This window comes from Geodermatophilus sp. SYSU D00691 (genome assembly GCF_054050275.1).
This window is the reverse complement of record NZ_JBJGYZ010000043.1, coordinates 1-16,792: the sequence shown is the minus strand read 5'-3', so window position 1 is coordinate 16,792 and position 16,792 is coordinate 1. Positions and strand designations below refer to the sequence as shown.

Sequence of the window (16,792 nt, the reverse complement as noted above, 5' to 3'; positions counted from 1 at the left end):
CAGTCCTCCGCGGGCCGGTGTTCGCCGTGGGCGCAGCGATGTCCCCGCGGACGCGACGACGCCGCCCTCCCTGGCAAAAGAGAGGACGGCGTCGTACCGGATCGAGCGCCGCGGCTCAGGCCTTGGCGGTGTCCCCGGTCTCCTCGTCGGCGGTGACGACGGCGGCCTCGACGGCCTCCTCGGTGGCGGCCTCGGCGTCGGCGATCTCGGCCTCGTCGCCGGGCTCCTCGGACTCGACGACCGGCTCGGAGGCCGGCGCCTGGACGGTCTGCGGGCGCAGCGCCTCGAGGTCGACGACGTTGCCCGACTCGTCGGTGATCGTCGTCTGCTCCAGCAGCTGGGCCAGCGCCTTGGTGCGGCGGACGTCGGCGACGAACTCGGCGATGTTGCCGCCCTGCTGCAGCTGCTGGGCGTACTGCTCGGGGCTCACCCGGTTGCGCTGGGCCTGGGCCACGATCTGCGCCGAGAGGTCGTCGTTGTCGACTGTGACCTCACGGGCGTCGGCGATCGCGTCGAGGATGAACTGCGTCTTGACCGCGTCGACGACGTTCTTGCGGGCGTCCTCGTCGTAGGCCTCGCGGCTCTCGACGCCGGCCGCCGACAGGTAGGCGTCCCAGTCCATGCCGGCCTGGGCGAGCTCCTGGCCCAGCGCGTTGGCGCGCCACTCGACCTCGCGGTCGACCAGGTTCTCGGGGATCGGCACCTCGACGGTCTCGATGAGGTGCTCGACCAGCTTGTCGCGGGCCTGCGCGCCCTGCTGCATCGTCTTCACCCGCTGCAGCCGCTGGCGGACGTCGTCGCGCAGCTCCTCGAGGGTGTCGAACTCGCTGGCGGTGGAGGCGAAGTCGTCGTCGAGCTCGGGCAGCTCCTTGGCCTTGACCGAGCGGACGGTGACGGTGACGTCGGCCTGGTGGCCGGCGTTCGGGCCGGACAGCAGCGGGGTGCTGAAGGTCGTCGACTCGTCGGCGGACAGGCCGCGGACGGCCTCGTCGAGACCGGCCATCAGGCTGCCGGTGCCGACCTCGTAGGACATGCCCGTGGTCGAGCCGTCCTCGAGCACCTCGTCGTCGAGCTTCGCCTCGAGGTCGATGGAGACGAAGTCGCCGTCCTCGGCCGCGCGCTCGACGCCGGTGAGCATGGCGAACCGCTCGCGCATGACGTTCACCTGCTGGTCGATCTCCTCGTCGGTGACCTCGACGTCGTCGACGGTGACCGCGAGGTCGTCGAGGGCGGGGAGCTCGAGCTTCGGCGCGACGTCGACCTCGGCGGTGAAGGCGAGGGTGTCGTTGTCGTCGAGGCGGGTGACCTCGATGTCGGGCTGGCCGATGACGCGGACCTGGTTCTCGCGGACGACCTCGGAGTACACCTCGGGGATCGCGTGCTGCACGACCTGCTCGAGGACGAGCGGGCGGCCGACCCGCTGGTCGAGCACCTTGTTCGGGACCTTGCCGGGGCGGAAGCCGGGCACCCGGACCTGCTTCTTCAGCTCCTTGTAGACCTCACCGAAGGCGTGGTCCAGGTCGCCCCACGGCACCTCGATCGCCATCCGGACCCGCGTGGGGCCCAGTTCCTCGATGGTGCTCTTCACAGCGGCAGTGCTCCTCGGTAGACGTTCTGCGGGGGTGGGCACCGGTCAGGGCGGACGGCGCCGGGTCGGCCCACGAGTCTAGAGACGTCGCGGAGCGTCGCGTCGGGGTGGCGGGATTTGAACCCACGGCCCCCCGCTCCCAAAGCGGGTGCGCTACCAAGCTGCGCCACACCCCGTGGCCCCCGCGAGTCTAGGCGTGCACCGCCCGGGCGCCGTCCGGCCCAGGGCGACGCCTCCTCCAGCGCGGCCGCCACCCGCACCAGGAGGTCCTCCCGGCCGGCGGCGGCGACCAGCGGCCGGCGCCGAGGCGCTGGTCGCCGAGCACCCGCTGCGAGAGCGGCCGTGGGTGCAGCTGGTCGACGCGCTGGTGGCGGCCGGTCGCACCGCCGACGCGCTGGCCCGCGGTGACCGTGCTGGCGCCGGCCCGCCGGGCGGTGGCGCGGCTGGTGCTGGGTGACACGGAGGGCGACGGGGAGGACCTCGCCCGGGCGTGGGACGTCGCCGAGCGGGCGGGGCTGACGCTGGCGCAGGCGCAGCTGATCAGCCTCCAGGCGGCGCGGGCGCTGCTGCACGGGGACTTCGAGGTGGCGGTCGAGCTGATCGACCGGTCGCGGGCGCTGACCCAGCAGACCCAGCTGTACGCGCAGGCCCGCCAGGACCTCGTCATGCCGTACCCGCAGCAGTGGGACGCGCCGTCGATCACCTGCTGGCAGGTGGTGGTGGCCGCGTCGCTGGCCGGGTCAGTGGGGCTCGACCCCGCGGTGCCGGCGGCGATCGCCGACCGGCTGCTGCCGTTCGCCGACCACCTGGCGGTGCACGGGGGCATCGGGGCGCTGGGGCCGGTGGCGGTCTACCTCGGGCTGGCGAAGGGCCGGCTGGCGCTGGCATCGCTGCACGCGGGCCGGGGAGAGTGGGCGGCCGCGGCTGCGGAGGCCGCCGCGGCGCGGGAGGTGGCCGAGGAGATCGGCATGCGCCTGGTGGCTCTCGAGGCTGCGCGCCTCGCGCACGAGTGAGGGGGACGGCGTGGGGACGACGGTCTCGCACCCGGTGTTCGCGCGGTTCTGGGCGCGGATGGCGGCCTCGGCCGAGCGCAACGGAGCGGCGGAGATCAGGGACCGGCTGCTGGCGGGCGTGACCGGCCGGGTGGTGGAGATCGGCGCGGGGACGGGGACGAACTTCGCGCACTACTCGGCGGGTGTGGTGGCGGTGGAGCCGGAGGCACGTCTGCGACGCCTGGCTGCGGAGGCCGCTGGCTCCGCGCCGGTGCCGGTGACCGTGGTGGACGGGGCCGCGGACCGGCTGCCCGCCGACGACGGCTCGTTCGACGCGGCGGTCGTCTCGCTGGTGCTGTGCACGGTGCCCGACCAGGCCGCCGCGCTGCGGGAGGTGCGCCGGGTGCTGCGGCCGGGTGGGGGGTGCACTTCTGGGAGCACGTGCGGTCGGCCCGCCCGGGGCACGCGCGGGTGCAGCGGGCGCTCGACGCGACCGTGTGGCCCTTGTTCGGGGGTAGCTGCCACACGGGTCGCGACACCCTCGCGTCGATCGAGGCGGCCGGCTTCACCGTGGACCGCTGGAGCGCTTCGCCTTCCCGGAGGCCGGCCCGCCGATGCCGACCCGCCCGCAGATCCTGGGGACGGCCGCCGTCCGGTGAACCGGCCACCCTCGGCCACGGCGGCGCGAGCGCCTCAGGAGAGCCCGACGCCGGTGCCCAGCGCGATCGCCACGAGCGCCGCGGCGACCCAGTCGACGGCGGCGCAGAACGGCGGCCACCAGCGGGTGCCGGCCACGAAGCCGGTCCGGTGCTGCCAGGCGTCCTTGACGCCGTGACCGGCCAGACCGGCTACGAGCAGCCACGGGGTGGCCGCCAGCGCGACCGCGGCCAGGACGACGAAGACCGTGGCGACGACCACCTCCACGACTAGGACGCGCGGGCGTCCGTCGGCGACGGCGAACCCGATGTAGACGGCGGCGATCAGGGCGAGACCCAGCGCGTAGACGGTGTCGGGACGCAGCCAGGGGAACGCCAGCGGGGAGGCCGCCTGGACGACGCCGAGGACGGCACCCCAGAGCAGGGGCGCGCGCACGGCTACGCCACCTGCTCGGCGCGGCCGGTCGTCGCCAGGCACACCGCCAGCACGACGGCCACCGGTCCCCACAGGGTCAGCCCGTCGGCCGACAGCTGGCCGATCGCTGCCAGCGGGGCCAGCAGCGCGGCCGGCGCCGCCCAGGTCACCAGGTGCACCAGCGGCCGCGGCCAGCGCTGCAGGTGCAGCCACGCGGCGCTGATCGCGCTCGCGGCGGCCACCGCGGCGCACGCGAGCGGCCAGCCCTCGGCCGCACCGAGGGTCCACCCGGCGGGCACCGCGACCAGGCCGATCAGCGGCACCAGGACGGTGCGCGCGTAGCCGCCGACGAGGTCCCGCACCGCGGTCACCGGACCGCTCCTGCCGGCATCCGCGCGGAGTCCGCCGCCATGCGGCGGTCCAGCGCCTCCGCGTCCCGGCCGACGAAGCCGAGCAGCGCCGAGCCGCGGCTGGTCTGCCAGGGCAGCCCGAGGAAGTACAGGCCGGGCACGTCCGTGACGCCGGCCTGGTGGCGGACGGCGCCGTCCTCGACCACGCCCGGCACGTGCAGCCACGAGTGGTCGGTGCGGAAGCCGGTGGCCCACACGACGGCGTCCACCTCGGCGGACGTGCCATCGGCGAAGCGCGCCGTCCGCCCGGCGACGCCGGTGAGGCGGGGACGGAAGCCGATCCCTCTGCGGCGCAGCCGGCTGCTGCGGGTGCCGATGACCAGGTCGCCGCGGGCCCGCAGCCGGCGGGCGATGCGGCTCTCGGTCGGCACGGTCAAGAACCCCGAGCGGGTCAGCCAGAAGAAGAGGTCGCGGCCGAGCACCCGCTGGGGCAGCTCCTTCGGCGTCGAGCCGACCGCCACGGTCACCGCGCAGCTGCCGGCGAGCTCGTCGGCGATCTGCAGACCGGAGTTGGCCGCGCCGACGACCAGCACGCGGCTGCCGGCGGGCAGCTGGGCGGGGTTGCGGTACCCCGCGCTGTGCAGCTGCGGCACCAGGGGGTCGAGGTCGGCGGCGATCGCGGGGACGGACGGCGTCTGGAACGGACCGGTGGCGACGACGACCTGCCGCGCGTGCAGCGTCCCGGTCGGCGTGGTGACGGCGAAGGTGCCGTCGTCCTCGCGGTGCAGCCGGGTGACGGGGCTGTCGAGCCGCACCGGCAGCCGGAAGTGCCGGGCGTAGGCGGCCAGGTAGTCCGCGACGTCGTCCTTGGTGGGGTGGGTGTCGGCCGGCGCGGGGAACGGCAGGCCGGGCAGCGAGTCGTACCGGGCGGGGCTGAACAGCCGCAGCGAGTCCCACCGGTTGCGCCACGACGAGCCGATCTCGGCGCCGGCGTCGAGCAGCAGGAAGTCGGCGCCGCGGGCGGCCAGGGAGTGCCCGAGGGCGAGGCCGGCCTGGCCGGCGCCGATTCCGATCACGTCGAAGGTCATGCCGAGGACGCTAGGAACGCGCCGCCCGGCTCACGCCGGGAGAACCGCCAGGTTCTCAGAGCTCCAGCGGGAGCGCGATGAGCTCCGCCCGAGAGGCGACGCCGAGCTTGCTGAACACGTTGCGCAGGTGGAAGTCGACGGTGCGCGGGCTGACGAACAGCTGCGCGGCGGCGTCCCGGTTGGACAGGCCCTGGCGGACCAGCCCGGCCACCTGGCGTTCCTGCGCGGTGAGGTCGGTGGCGGTCGAGACGTCGCGTCGGCGCGCGGTCTCACCGGAGGCACGCAGCTCCTGCGCCGCGCGCTCGGCCCACGGCGTGGCGCCGAGCTCCTCGAAGAGGGTGAGCGCGGTCCGCAGGTGCTCGCGCGCGTCGACCCGGCGGCGGTTGCGGCGGAGGAACTCGCCGTAGGCCAGCTCGGTGCGGGCGCGGTCGGCCACGCGCGGCGATCGTGCGTGGGCGGCCAGCGCCCGCCGGAAGTGCTGGTCGGCGTCGTCGCCGTCGCCCAGCAGGGCGCGGCCGTGCTCGACGACGGCGACGGCGCTCGGCGTGCCCGTGCCCTCGGCGAAGTCGTCCAGCTCCTCGACCCAGGCGCGGAGGACGTCGCCGTGACCGGCCCGGAAGGCGGCGTCGAGCACGTCGAGGGCGGCCAGGCGGCGGATCAGCGGCAGCCCGATGTGCTCGTAGTGGTGCAGCGCGGTCGCCGGCTGCGCCGCCGCGCGCAGGCCGCGCCCCCAGTGGAGCATGCCCACGACCTGCCCGTCCGTGACGCCGAAGGGGTGCGCCTCGCGGAGCTCGGCGGCCTCGGCCAGCCGGCGGTCGGCGTCGTCCTCCCCGCGGAGGGCGCCGACCAGGGCGAGCTGGACGGCCGGCAGCGTCGTCAGGACCGTCTGCCCGGCTCCGGCCATGAGCGACAGCGCCTCCGCCGCGGCCGCCACCGCCGTCGTCCACGAGCCGGTCGCGAGGCGGGACAGGAAGCCGCGGGTCAGCGCGTGCTCGACCATGGTGAGGGCACCGGCGCGGCGCGCGGCGACGAGCTGGTCCTCGTGCAGCCGCAGGCTGCGCTCGTCGTCGTCGATCACCCAGGCGGCGATGGCCAGGTTGGGCTGGAGCACGTGGTCGCCCTCGAGCGGCTGCGCGTCGGTGCGTGCGAACGCGCAGCGGAAGGCCTGCGCGGCGGCTGCGGGATCCCGGTGGGCCAGCGCGTGGAACCCGTGCATGAGGTGGAACGCGACCTGGTGCACGGCCGGCGCGTCCGGCGGGGGCTGCGGCACCAGCGGGACCGGGTCGAAGGTGCGCGGTGACCGGGCCCCGAAAGCCGACAGCGACGCCGCGAGCATGGCCATCTGCCGCGCCATCGCCTCGTCGGTGCCGGTGGCGACCTCGGCGGCCTGCAGGACGAGGTCGTACCCCTCGTCCAGCGAGCGGGTGTTCCACAGGACCGTCCCCTGCAGCAGGAGCAGCCGCGCCCGCAGCAGCGGATCGGTCACCAGGGCGGTGGCCGCGTCGGCCAGCGCGATCGCCCGCGAGGGGTGCGCACCCAGCCAGGACGACGACGCGGCGAGGTACAGCCGCCGGCCGCGCTCCTCGCCGCCGGGGGTGAGCTCGGCGGCCCGTGCCCAGGCCGCGGCCGCCGCCTCGTGCCCGCCCCGGGCGGCGGCCCGCTCGGCGACCCCGTCCAGGGCGGCGACGACCGTCTCGTCCGGGCGGTCGGCGGCGGCCGCCAGGTGCCACGCGCGCCGGTCGGCGTCGGCCCCGAGGACGTCGGCGAGCGCTCGGTGCGCGGCCCGGCGCTGCGCGCTGGTCGCCGCCCGGTAGACGGCCGAGCGCACCAGCGGGTGGTACATCGACAGCGCGTCGCCGTCCACCCGCAGGAGCCCGGCCCGCTCCACCGCGTCCAGGGCGTCGTCGCCCGCGTCGAGCGCCTCGGCGGCGTCGCGGACGACGGTCAGCCGGCCGGTGTCGTCGGCGGCGGCCACCACCAGGAACCGCCGCGCCGCCTCGGGCAGCCGCCGGTGGCGCTCGAGGAACCCGCGCTCCACTCCCCCGGTCAGCGGCAGCGGGCTGGGCAGCGGCTCGGTGCCGGCCAGCTGCCCCGCGGTGAGCACGCCGGCCAGCTCGACCAGGGCCAGCGGGTTGCCCCCGGTGCTCGCGACCAGCGCGTCGCGCACGGCCGGGTCGACGGCACCGCGGGCGGAGAGCAGCGCGTCGGCGTCCGGGCCGGTCACCCCGCCCAGGACGACGGTCGGCAGGTCGTCGGCCTCGAAGCGGCGGACGTCGCCGTCCCGGGCGGCGAACAGCAGCCCCACCCGCTCGGCCTGCAACCGCCGGGCGACGAACAACAGCGCCGCGGAGGAAGCGTCGTCCAGCCAGTGCGCGTCGTCGACGACGGCCAGCAGCGGGCGCTCCTCGGCGGCGTCGGCGAGGAGGCTCAGCGTGCCCAGGAAGGCGAGGAACCGGTCGCCCTCGCCGTCGGCCTCGCCGAGCGCGGCGCGCAGCGCCGCCCGCTGCGGAGCCGGCAGTGCCTCGAGCCGACCGCGCAGCGGCCACAGCAGCCGCTGCAGAGCGGCGAAGGCCAGCGGCGACTCGGACTCCACGCCGGAGGTGCGCAGCACCGTCAGGTCCTCGACCGCCGCCAGCGCCTCGGTGAGCAGGGTCGTCTTGCCGGAGCCGGCGACCCCGCGGACGACCAGCGCTCCGCCCCGTCCCGCGCGGGCGGCGTCGACCGCCGCGGCGACCGCCGCGCGCTCGGGGTCGCGTCCGGCCAGCACGGCCAGACCGTACCGAGGCGGACGAACGAAACCTGGCGATTTCCCCGGCGTGAGCGATCCCGCCGGCGGCGAGCGTGGCGGCGAACCCACCCCTGCTCCCGAGGAGGACCGATGTCGGCCCACTCCGCCGTCTCCCCCGCACACCACCCGCCCACCGACGAGCCGCGCCGCCCGTGGACCGTCTTCGCGCTCATGATCGCCGCGCAGGTCATGGTGATCCTCGACGTCTCGGTCGTGAACGTCGCCCTGCCGTCGATCAGCCGCGGCCTGCACCTGTCCGCCGCGGACTACCAGTGGACGGTCAGCGCCTACGTGCTGCTCTCCGGTGGCCTGCTGCTGCTCGGCGGCCGCATCGCCGACGTGCTCGACCGGCGCCGCGCGTTCCTCGCCGGGGTCGGGCTGTTCACCGCCGCGTCCCTGGCCAGCGCGCTCGCGCAGGCCCCGTGGATGCTCATCGTCTCGCGGGCCGCCCAGGGCGCCGGCGCCGCGCTGCTCACCCCCGCGGCGCTGTCGATCATCATGACCGCCTACGCCGGCAAGCAGCGGCAGACCGCGCTGGCCGTCTGGGGCACCGTCGGCAGCCTCGGCATCGCCGCCGGCGTGCTGTTCGGCGGGGCGCTGACCAGCGCGTTCGACTGGCGGGCCGTGTTCTTCATCAACGTGCCGATCGGGATCGCCGTCGTCGCCGGCACCCTGCGGACCGTCGCCCGAGGCACGCGGACCGGAACACTGCGCCGGCTGGACCTGCCGGGCGCGGCCACGCTGGTCGGCGGGCTGCTGGCGCTGGTGTTCGGCATCGAGGCCACCCGCTCGGCCGGGTGGACGGCGCCGCGCACCTGGATCGCCCTGGCCGTCGCCGCGGTGCTGCTGACCGCCTTCGCCCGGCTCGAGCGGCGGGTGGCCGACCCGCTGGTGCCGCCGGCCACCTGGCGCATCAGGTCGCTGGTCTCCGCCTCGGCGGTGATGGCCGGCGTCACCGGTGTCGTGGTCGGCGCGATCTTCCTGTCGTCGCTGTACCTGCAGGCGGTCGTCGGGGCGTCGGCGCTGGTCGCGGGCCTGGAGTTCCTGCCGCTGGCCGGGGCGATCACGCTGTCGGCCGCCGCGGCGTCGCACGCGATCGGGCACCTGGGCGCGAAGCCGCTGATCCTCGGCGGGCTGGTCGTGATGGCCGGTGGCGTGCTGCTGCTGGCCGCCAACGCCGGCGGCACCTCGTACGCCGCCGACGTCCTTCCCGGGTTCCTGCTGGTCGGCGCCGGCGTCGGGCCGATGTTCGTGGCCATCGCCGTCGCCGCGATGGGCGACGTCCCGGCCGAGAGCTCGGGCCTGGCCAGCGGGCTGATGATGACCGGCCACGAGATCGGCGCCGCGCTCGGCGTCGCCGGCCTCACCGCGGTCGCCGGTGACCTGGCCACGCGGGCCGGGCTGGTCGACGGCTACGGCCGCGCCTTCACCGCCACCGCCGTCGTCCTGGCCGGCCTGTTCCTGCTCACCCTGCTCGCCGTCCCCGGCGGCAAGCCGGCGACCCCGGCCGGCCACGGCCACGGCCCGCACGGCCACTGAGTCCGCTCCCCCACCCACCCTGAGGAGTTCCCGATGCTGTCCAACACGCCCCGCACGTTCGTCGGCTCGACCACCTTCACGGTCGACGGCATGACCTGCGACCACTGCCGGCGCGCGGTCACCGAGGAGATCTCGGCCGTCGACGGCGTCGAGTCCGTGACCGTCGACCTGGCCACCGGCACGGTCACCGTCGCCACGACCTCGCCGGTCGACCGCGCCGACATCGCCGCCGCGGTCGACGAGGCCGGCTACTCGCTCGTCCCCTGACCTCCCCCTTGCTCGAGGAAGGACACCGCCATGACCGCCGTAGACGAGTACCTCGTCCGCAACCACCAGGCCGACCTGCTCCGCGCCGCCTCCCGCCACCGCGCCTCGCGCCGGTCCCGGAAGGCCTCGTGACCGTCACCATCCGGTCGGCCGGGCCGGACGACGCCCCCGAGGTCGCGGCGATGGTATGCGAGATCGCCGAGCACGAGGACCAGTCGGCGCACGTGCACGTCGACGAGGCGCTGTGGCGGACGCTGCTCGGTCGGCCCGACGTCACCGTGCTGCTCGCCGAGCGGGACGGCGCGGCCGTCGGCTACGTCTCCGCCGTCCGCCGTCTGCACCTGTGGACCGGCGGCGACGTCCTCGCCCTGGACGACCTGTTCGTCCGGCCCGGTTCTCGTTCCGGCGGGGTCGGGCGGCGGCTGATGACGGCGCTGGCCGCCGTCGCCGCGCCCGAGCGGCTGCTCATCACCTGGGGCGTCGAGCCGGAGAACACCGACGCGCAGCGGTTCTACCGCCGGCTCGGGGCGCGGCTGCGGCCCAAGGTGCTCGCCGCCTGGTCGCCCGAGGCGTACGCGAGCGCCTGAACCCTGGCGATTCCCCCGGTCCGAGCCTCGCGCCCGCCGCCGAGGCTCGGACCACGCCCCGACGAGGAGAGATCCGATGACCACCACCGCTCCGCCGCCCACCGCCTGCACCCTTGAGATCGGCGGCATGACCTGCGCGTCGTGCGTGCGCCGGGTGGAGAAGGCGCTGTCGAGGGTGGATGGCGTCGTCGCCGCCGAGGTCAACCTGGCCACCGAGGTCGCCACCGTCCGCTTCGACCCGGCGACCGTGGGCCTCGCCGAGCTGACCGAGGCCGTCGCCCGCTCCGGCTACACCGCGACGCCGCGGCGGGAGGCGGCGGAACCGTCGGCCCCGTCGCCGCAGCCGGAACCGGACGACGACTCGCGCCTCACCGCGCTGAAGCGGAAGTGGCAGATCACGCTCGGCGCCGGCCTCGGGCTGATGGTGCTGATGTACGTGCCGCTCTACCTGGACACGATGGACTGGCTGATGCCGGCGATCCTCGTCGTCGCCACCGTCGGGCAGTTCTGGGCCGGCCGCGACGTCTACCGCGCCGCGTGGACCGCCGCGAAGCACCGGTCGACCAACATGAACACGCTGGTCGCGCTCGGGACGCTCGTCGCCTACGGCTACAGCGCGTTCGTCACGCTCTGGCCGGCGGCGGCCGAGCGGTGGGGCCTGCCGTTGCACGTGTACTTCGAGACGTCGCTGGTGATCCTGGCGCTGGTCCTGGCCGGCCGGTGGATGGAGGGTCGCGCGAAGAAGCGCACCGCCTCGGCGATCACGGCGCTGGTCGGGCTGGCGCCCAAGACCGCGCGGGTGCTGCGCGACGGCACGGAGGTCGACGTCCCGGTCGAGCAGGTCGTCGTCGGCGACCTGGTGCGGGTGCGGCCCGGCGAGAAGGTGCCGGTGGACGGCGTCGTCACGTCCGGCGCGTCGGCGATCGACGAGAGCATGCTGACCGGCGAGAGCCTGCCGGTGGACAAGGCTGCCGGCGACACGGTCATCGGCGCGACGCTGAACCGCACCGGGACCGTCGTGCTGCGGGCGACCGCGGTGGGCGCGGACACGGCGCTGGCGCAGATCGTCCGGCTGGTGGAGGACGCGCAGGGTGCGAAGGTGCCGCTGCAGCGGCTGGCCGACCGGGTGTCGTCCTGGTTCGTCCCGATCGTGCTGCTGCTGGCTCTCGCGACGTTCGTGGGCTGGGCGCTGTTCGGCGCGATGACGATGGCGATCACCACGACCATCGCCGTGCTGATCATCGCCTGCCCGTGCGCGCTGGGGCTGGCCACGCCGACCGCGGTGATGGTCGGCACCGGCCGCGCCGCCGAGCTGGGCATCCTGATCGGCAACGGCGACGCGCTGGAGACCGCCCGCCGGGTCACCGCCGTCGTCCTGGACAAGACCGGCACGATCACGCGGGGCAAGCCCGCCCTCACTTCTGTCGTGGTGGCTCCCGGCTGGGACGAGGACGACGTCCTCGCGCTGGTCGCGGCCGCGGAGACGGGCAGCGAGCACCCGGTCGGCGAGGCTCTGGTGGCCGCTGCGGCCGAGCGCTTCCTCGACCTGCCTCCGCTGCGCTCGTTCGACGCGGTGCCCGGGCACGGGATCGACGCCGTCGTCGGCGACCGGGACGTGCACGTGGGCAACGCGGCGCTGATGGCGGCGCGCGGGATCTCCGTGGACGGGCTGGCCTCCGCTGCCGCCGCCGAGGCCGCTGCGGGCCGGACGCCGATGTTCGTCGCGGTCGACGGGTCGTTGGCTGCGGTGCTGGCGGTGGCCGACACGGTCAAGCCGGAGTCCGCCGAGGCGGTCGCGCACCTGCAGGCGCTGGGCGTGCAGGTGTGGATGCTGACGGGCGACAACGCGGCGACCGCCGCCGCGATCGCGCAGCAGGTCGGCATCGAGCACGTGCTGGCCGACGTGCTGCCCGCGGACAAGGCGGCCACGGTGCGCCGGCTGCAAGCCGACGGGCACGTGGTCGCGATGGCCGGCGACGGCATCAACGACGCCGCCGCGCTGTCGGCCGCAGACGTGGGCATCGCCGTCGGCACGGGTGCGGACGTCGCGATCGCGGCGTCGGACATCACGCTGGTGGGTGGCGACCTGCGGGGCATCGTCTCGGCGATCGCGCTGTCGCGGCGGACGGTGACGACGATGAAGCAGGGCCTGGCCTGGGCGTTCGGCTACAACCTGCTGCTGATCCCGGTCGCGGCCGGCGCGCTGTTCTGGTGGGACGGGCTGCTGCTGGACCCGGTGCTGGCGTCAGCCGCCATGGCGATGAGCTCGGTGAGCGTGCTGACCAACGCGCTGCGGCTGCGGCGGTTCCGCCGTCCGGCGTCCGTGTCAGAGGTGCTGCGGCCACCGCTGCGGGCCCGGGTGGGCCAGTACGCGTACCTGACCGGCGTGGCCGTCGTCGCGCTGGCGCTGGGGGCTTCGCTGACCGCGGTGTCGCGGATGGACTTCGCCGAGCGCGGGATGAACGGCCAGCTGGCGTGGGTGCAGGGCACCGGCATGCCGATGCGGCCGGAGATGAGCGTGATGATGACCGCGGAGGTGCCGCCGGTCGACGCTGCTGACGCTGCGGTCGACGTCCGGCTCTCCCTACCGGCCGACGTGCAGCCGGGCGAGCCGACGCGACTGGTGGTCTCGCTTCGGGACGCCGCTACCGGTGAGCCGATCGAGGACGTCACCCGCAGCCACGAGGCGTGGATGCACCTGATCGCCACGCGGGAGGACTTGGGCACGTTCGCGCACGTCCACCCGGAGCCGACGGGCCGGCCGGGTGAGCTGGCGGTTTCGGTGACCTTTCCGTCGGCCGGGCGGTACATCGTGAACACGGAGTTCCGGCGGCAGGGCGAGATGGCCGACGTCCACGCGCGGCAGGTTCTTACCGTGGCGGGGGCTGCGCCTGCGCCGGTGACCCTGACGGCCGGCCCGCGGGCGGTCGAGGTGGCCGGCGTGCGGGTGTCCCTGGACGGCGCGGCCTCGGTCGGCGGCGGGAGCGACCTGCACTTCACTCTCACCGACGCGGCGACCGGCCGGCCGGTGGACGACCTGCAGCCGTACCTGGCGGCGGCCGGCCACGTCGTGGTGATGCGGGCCGACGGGCAGACCTTCGCCCACGAGCACGCCGAGGTGACCGACGCCGCCGGCCGACCGGTGTTCGCCCTGCCGGGGACGACGTTCGGCCCGGAGCTCGAGGTCCACGCCGAGTTCCCGACGGCCGGGGTCTACCAGCTGTGGGCCCAGTTCCGGCTGGCCGACGGCGACGTGGTCACCGCGCCGTTCACGGTGCAGGCCGGGTGATCCGTAAGCCGCGAGGGCGTCCGCTTCGGGCGCCCTCGCGGCCGCGGCTCGGTGGCCCGCTACTCTGGGCGGGCACCTCCGCGGGTGTAGCTCAATGGTAGAGCCCCAGCCTTCCAAGCTGGCCATGCGGGTTCGATTCCCGTCACCCGCTCCAGCGCGAGTGTCGCGGGAGACCGGTCCGCCGCTCGACCGATCGATCGCCGGCAACCTTGGTCTTGTCTTCATCACGCCGCAGCCCACCGCGAGATGGCCGGCGTCATCGACGTCGCGCCGGCCCGGGGCACTTCTCGCTCGAATCGGCCGCCCCGTGACGGGCCCGAACACCCGTGTGGGCCGGGGCACCGGAGACGGTCGACCTGGCACGCGCGTCGGCCTTGACGTCGCCTGGCACGGGGTGGAGCGTCGGCTCCCTGACTGGCTGGGGAACGACGGGACACCGGCCGCATGAGCCCTCCGGATGCTGGGTCTGGGTCTACGTCGACGCGCGTCCTCGAGGGGACGTCTCTCGGGCGCCCGGCACGTCGCACGCGCGCTTGGTGGCGGGCCTCGTGCCGCCTCGGCTGGACTCGACGACCGCCGGGCGGCAGGTGGGCGTCGCTCGGGGTGGCCGGCCATGCACCGCGCGGGACGGCTACATCAGGCCCTATCCCCAGCGTGCGCCGGGTCCTCCAGCGCTGCGTCCGCAGGCTTGAGAGCATGCGATGACCCGACGAGTCGACGCACGCGGTTCGGTGGCGCAGTCCGGGCGCCCTGGGTTGATGCCGCCGTCCCGATATCGCCATCCGGGGGACGTGCTGTGGCTGATCGCGGCCGGCCTGTTGCTGCTGGTCGTCCTGGCGGCGTCCTTGGTCGCGGCCGATGCGCTCTGGGGTCCCGACGCCGCGGTCGTGGCAGGGGCCGGGCCACATACGGTGGTCGGCCGGCTCCTGGTCGGCACGGTCCAGGCGATCGCGGTACTGGCCCCGGTACTGGCAGTCGGTGCACTCCTGTGGTTCCGGCGGTTCCGGTTGCTGGCCTCACTCGTCGGGACCGCGGTCGCCGCGGCGGCCGGGTGGGCCGGACTCGTCCTGCTGCTCTCCTCCGCCGACCCAGCGGAAGTCGAGGCAAATCGACGCTCGGCGGGTTGGCTCTTCGGCGCAGGCTATCCGGGGCCCGCCGCCGTGGCCGCTGCGGTCGCGGTGACCCTCGCCGCCGGACCGTGGTTGAGCCCGTCGTGGCGCCGGGCCGCGTGGCTCGTCGTCGGTCTGTCGGCGGTCGCGGAGCTGGTCGCAGGTGTGGCACTGCCGATCGAGCTGCTCCTCGCCTTGGCGGTGGGCGCGGTCGTCGGGGCCGGCGTGCTGGTCGCACTCGGAACGCCGGACCAGCGGATCGACGAGGAGGCCGTGGCGGAGGCGTTGAGCGCGGCCGGGCTCCCGGTCCGATCGGTACGCCGGGCGGATGTGGTGACGAAGGGGTCGTGGCCCTTCATCGCGACCCTGACCGACGGGGACCGGCGTTTCGTGAAGGCACTCGGCCGGGACCAGCGGCACGCCGATCTGCTGTATCGGGGCTATCGGCTCGCACGGCTGCGTGGGGTCGGTGACGTTCCCCCGGCGTCGTCGTTGAAGCAGTCCGTCGAGCATCAGGCGTTGGTCGGGCTGGTCGCCGAGCGGGCCGCCGTCCGGGTGCCGCACTTCGACCGGCTCGCCGAGGCGTCCGACGGATCCCTTCTCCTGGTCATGCAGTACATCGACGGCCGGTCTCTTCAGGACGGGCCGGTGGAACAGGTCACCGACGAACTGCTCGAAGGCCTGTGGGATCAGGTGAGCTGCATGCACGGAGCGGGCATCGCCCACCGGTCGCTGCGCTCGGCGAACGTGATGGTCGACGACGCGTCCCGGCAGTGGATCGTCGACTTCAGCTTCGCCGAGCTGGTGGCCACCGAACGGCAACAGGCGCTGGATCGAGCCGAACTGCTGGCCTCGACTGCCGGCCTGGTCGGTCCCGACCGCGCCGTCGCGGCCGCTGCCGCAGTGCTGGGCCGCGCGGATCTTGCCAGTGCTGTCCCGCTGCTCCAGCCGTTGCCGCTGTCGTCGGCAACGAGACGGGCAGTCCGCGGCGAGCCGGACCTGCTCGGCCGCACCAGGACGGCAGCCGCCGCTGCGGCGTCCGCGCCGGCCAACGACATGCCCCGCCTGCAACGGATCCGGCTCAGAACCCTGCTCATGATCACCGCGGCCGCAGGGGCGTTCTACTTCCTCCTCCCCCAGCTCGCGCAGGTCGGCAGCAGCTGGCGAGTGTTCCTCTCCGCGGACTGGGCATGGGTCCCGCTGCTGCTCGTGCTGTCGGCGGCGAGCTACGTGGCCAGCGCCGTCTCGGTCCTCGGATCGGTGCCGCAGCGGCTGTCACCGCTGCCCACTCTGCTCAGCCAACTGGCGTCCTCGTTCGCGAACCGGGTCTCACCGGCCAACATCGGCGGGATGGCGCTCAACGTCCGGTTCCTGCAGAAGAGCGGAATCGAGTCCGGGCCTGCGGTGGCCGCGGTCGGGCTCAACAGCCTCGCCGGCGGCATCGTGCACGTTGGGTTGCTGATCCTGTTCTTCGCCTGGGCCGGCAACAACCTCGCCGGCGCGTTCCACCTGCCATCCACGAGCAAGCTGCTGCTCGGCCTGGCCGCCCTCGCGGCGACCGTGGGTCTCCTCATGGTCACCCGTTGGGGACGGCGGAGAGTTCTCGCCCCCGTGGTCGGCGCGGTGCGTAGCGGGGCTCGCAGTCTCCGCCGGGTGGCACGGAGCCCGGGGAAGCTCGCTCTGCTGATCGGCGGTTCGGCAGGGGTGACCCTCGCGTACATCGGCGCGCTTGCCACCGCCGTCCACACCTTCGGCGGCACCGCAGCATTGGCGGGGATAGGCGCGGTCTATCTCGCCGGTTCGGTGATCGCAGCAGCCGCCCCGACACCTGGTGGCCTCGGGCCGCTGGAGGCCGCCCTCATCGCCGGCCTGACCGGCATCGGCGTCGCCAGCGGCGTCGCGGTTTCCGCCGTCCTCACCTACCGGCTGGCGACCTACTGGCTGCCGGTGCTGCCCGGCTGGCTCGCGCTCCACCTGCTGCAACGGTGGAACTACGTCTGAGAGGGTGTTGGGTAACTGATCGGCTACTGCTGCTCGTCGAGGTCTTCGGCGAGGCGGCGGGCGGCCTCGGTCTCGATGGGGCCGTGCGGCTCGATGTGCCGTCCGGTGAGCCGGGCGGCCATG

The 16,792-nt window shown here is 74.8% G+C and carries 12 protein-coding genes, 2 tRNA genes and 2 pseudogenes; 9 read left to right on the top strand and 7 right to left on the bottom strand.

Annotated elements, in window-relative coordinates:
• Positions 1–115: 115 nt before the first annotated feature.
• Positions 116–1,588, bottom strand: a complete 1,473-nt coding sequence (tig, locus tag ACI797_RS24245) for a trigger factor (protein WP_456862227.1) — start codon at positions 1,586–1,588, stop codon at positions 116–118.
• Between the two features lie 102 nt (positions 1,589–1,690).
• Positions 1,691–1,764 (bottom strand) — tRNA-Pro (locus tag ACI797_RS24240).
• Between ACI797_RS24240 and ACI797_RS24235 the strand changes: the two genes are divergently transcribed.
• From ACI797_RS24235 to ACI797_RS24225, 3 genes and pseudogenes are all read left to right on the top strand, one after another.
• Positions 1,737–2,045: a BTAD domain-containing putative transcriptional regulator gene (locus ACI797_RS24235; RefSeq protein ID WP_456862225.1), complete on the top strand. Its 309-nt coding sequence runs from the start codon at positions 1,737–1,739 to the stop codon at positions 2,043–2,045. The genes ACI797_RS24240 and ACI797_RS24235 overlap by 28 nt on opposite strands.
• On the top strand, positions 1,993–2,601 hold the full coding sequence (locus ACI797_RS24230) for a hypothetical protein (RefSeq protein ID WP_456862223.1): 609 nt from the start codon (positions 1,993–1,995) through the stop codon (positions 2,599–2,601). The genes ACI797_RS24235 and ACI797_RS24230 overlap by 53 nt, the downstream gene beginning before the upstream one ends.
• Before the next feature lie 58 nt (positions 2,602–2,659).
• Positions 2,660–3,013, top strand: a pseudogene (locus ACI797_RS24225) (class I SAM-dependent methyltransferase); the annotation flags it as partial.
• A gap of 260 nt (positions 3,014–3,273) precedes the next feature.
• Here the strand turns inward: ACI797_RS24225 and ACI797_RS24220 are convergent.
• The 4 genes from ACI797_RS24220 to ACI797_RS24205 are packed head-to-tail and all read right to left on the bottom strand — an operon-like array spanning position 3,274 to position 7,856.
• Complete coding sequence (locus ACI797_RS24220) at positions 3,274–3,672, bottom strand: hypothetical protein (protein ID WP_456862222.1); 399 nt, start codon at positions 3,670–3,672, stop codon at positions 3,274–3,276.
• A gap of 2 nt (positions 3,673–3,674) precedes the next feature.
• On the bottom strand, positions 3,675–4,022 hold the full coding sequence (locus tag ACI797_RS24215) for a hypothetical protein (RefSeq protein WP_456862220.1): 348 nt from the start codon (positions 4,020–4,022) through the stop codon (positions 3,675–3,677).
• Positions 4,019–5,089, bottom strand: a complete 1,071-nt coding sequence (locus tag ACI797_RS24210; protein WP_456862218.1) for a flavin-containing monooxygenase — start codon at positions 5,087–5,089, stop codon at positions 4,019–4,021. The genes ACI797_RS24215 and ACI797_RS24210 overlap by 4 nt, the downstream gene beginning before the upstream one ends.
• A 55-nt stretch (positions 5,090–5,144) precedes the next feature.
• The gene (locus ACI797_RS24205) at positions 5,145–7,856 is read right to left on the bottom strand and encodes an AAA family ATPase (protein ID WP_456862216.1); all 2,712 of its coding nucleotides are present in this window, start codon (positions 7,854–7,856) and stop codon (positions 5,145–5,147) included.
• 111 nt (positions 7,857–7,967) lie between these two features.
• On the opposite strand from ACI797_RS24205, the gene ACI797_RS24200 reads away from it, so the two are divergent.
• From ACI797_RS24200 to ACI797_RS24175, 6 genes are all read left to right on the top strand, one after another.
• The gene (locus ACI797_RS24200) at positions 7,968–9,416 is read left to right on the top strand and encodes an MFS transporter (protein ID WP_456862214.1); all 1,449 of its coding nucleotides are present in this window, start codon (positions 7,968–7,970) and stop codon (positions 9,414–9,416) included.
• Positions 9,417–9,449: 33 nt separating this feature from the next.
• The gene (locus ACI797_RS24195; RefSeq protein ID WP_456862212.1) at positions 9,450–9,683 is read left to right on the top strand and encodes a heavy-metal-associated domain-containing protein; all 234 of its coding nucleotides are present in this window, start codon (positions 9,450–9,452) and stop codon (positions 9,681–9,683) included.
• Positions 9,684–9,811: 128 nt separating this feature from the next.
• The gene (locus tag ACI797_RS24190) at positions 9,812–10,270 is read left to right on the top strand and encodes an N-acetyltransferase family protein (RefSeq protein ID WP_456862210.1); all 459 of its coding nucleotides are present in this window, start codon (positions 9,812–9,814) and stop codon (positions 10,268–10,270) included.
• Positions 10,271–10,346: 76 nt separating this feature from the next.
• Positions 10,347–13,559, top strand: a complete 3,213-nt coding sequence (locus tag ACI797_RS24185; protein ID WP_456862207.1) for a heavy metal translocating P-type ATPase — start codon at positions 10,347–10,349, stop codon at positions 13,557–13,559.
• A gap of 80 nt (positions 13,560–13,639) precedes the next feature.
• Positions 13,640–13,713 (top strand) — tRNA-Gly (locus tag ACI797_RS24180).
• Positions 13,714–14,350: 637 nt separating this feature from the next.
• Positions 14,351–16,669, top strand: a complete 2,319-nt coding sequence (locus tag ACI797_RS24175; protein WP_456862205.1) for a lysylphosphatidylglycerol synthase domain-containing protein — start codon at positions 14,351–14,353, stop codon at positions 16,667–16,669.
• 23 nt (positions 16,670–16,692) lie between these two features.
• Here the strand turns inward: ACI797_RS24175 and ACI797_RS24170 are convergent.
• Positions 16,693–16,792 (bottom strand): annotated as a pseudogene (locus tag ACI797_RS24170) (IS5/IS1182 family transposase); the annotation flags it as partial.